The organism is Streptococcus sp., assembly GCF_019414905.1.
GTDB lineage: Bacteria > Bacillota > Bacilli > Lactobacillales > Streptococcaceae > Streptococcus.
The window spans coordinates 1-1,520 of sequence record NZ_DXLC01000292.1 but is presented as its reverse complement, the minus strand read 5'-3'; the positions used below and the strand labels follow the sequence as shown (position 1 = coordinate 1,520).

At 38.6% G+C, this 1,520-nt stretch carries 1 protein-coding gene; it reads right to left on the bottom strand.

What is annotated here, in order from left to right; genetic code table 11:
- Window positions 1-1,520 (bottom strand): pneumococcal-type histidine triad protein (locus QZ359_RS08885; RefSeq protein ID WP_293965892.1); only part of this gene is annotated, 1,520 nt, incomplete at both ends.

Sequence of the window (1,520 nt, the reverse complement as noted above, 5' to 3'; positions counted from 1 at the left end):
GATACCATTATTATCCATGGTTTGGAGACTCAGATTATTTCGTAAACCAGCTAGGCTCTCTGTCACATTGTTTTTCAAGCTAGCATCCGTTACTTTATCAAGTAAAGCTTCTACTTCTTTGAGTTTGGCTTCTACTTTTTCAGTCTCTACTTGAGGGACTTCAGCTTCGTCTGTTGTATCGTTAGCAACTCCCTCTGTCTCGTCTTCATCAGTGCTCGGTTTATAAAGATTATCTACTGAAGGGTTTAAACCTGCGTGATTCTCTTTTTCATCAGATTCAGGGCGAGTTGGCTCACTTACTTCATCATGTTTCTTATCTTCATCAGGTTTACTGTCTTCTACTTTATTTTTACGAACATGGTCGCTAGCATTTCCCCAACCATTATCTGAGTGAGGACGTTCGTTTGGATGTTCTACATAGTATTTTACAGTCGCAAAGAGATCCTCTAAACTATAGCCTTTAGGTGCCTCATAAAGTCCTTCGTCAAACCAAGAAAATTTAATGTTATGGTAATGGTCGTAATGAGGTATAATTAAGCTACCATTTTTAACTTCAACAGTATGTTGTAGATTGTAAGGCATATGATCAAGTGGAACCTTCTTAGCCGCCTTCACTTTATTATAGATTGCTTCTACTCCTTTAACCTCAGTATTTCCTGACCCCTGATTATCTGTTGAAGGAGGCATCAAACCTTTCTCTTTAGCATAAGCCTGAGCTGCTGCTCTTTCAGCTTCAGACAAACTTTCTTTCTTGATCCAATGACTATGAGTCATATGCGGAGTTACATAGGCATCGCCTTCATCGCTAGTTATATCACGAGGATCAAAGATATAGCCATCTTCTGTTGTATACTTACCTGCTAATTTCGCTAATTTAATTTCATCGTCCGTATAAGCAATTTGAGCATTTGGTTTGCCAAGTCGCTCTGGATGGGTAATTGGTGCTAGGAAGGTAAGAATATCATCAACTAACTTGACTTTATCACTTGAAACATCATTAAGACGTTCCAATAGTTTATCCAAAGCGTCAAAATCAGCTTGGCGCCCTTTATTAGAAATCAAATTTTGTTGAACTTTTGCTAGTAAATCATAAACCTTGTTATAAAATTCTTGCTCACTAGAAGGGATGGTACTTTTCTTAGCTCCTAACTCATGAGACAAACTTTCTTGTTTAGCAAGTTTATTATCAATGGCTGCAACAGTTTCTGCTGAAAGCTCCTTAGTAGAGATATAACGCGAGGTTCCATTCTCTTCAAAGACATAACCATCAGCTACCTTTCGAACAGCCTGTTTAACCAATTTTCCATCAAATGGATTGCTTGGAGATGATTGAGGATTTGGTACAGGTTGTGGACTTGGTACTGGGGTAGTCTCTGGAGCAGGGATTAGATTTGGTCTTGATGGTAACCAATGACTTGAACTATAATGAAGTGGAATCATTCTTGCAATTTTCTGCTCTAAATCAGACATTTGTGAATAAGGAATAAAGTGATAATGGTCTCCGTGAGGCACTGCGACAC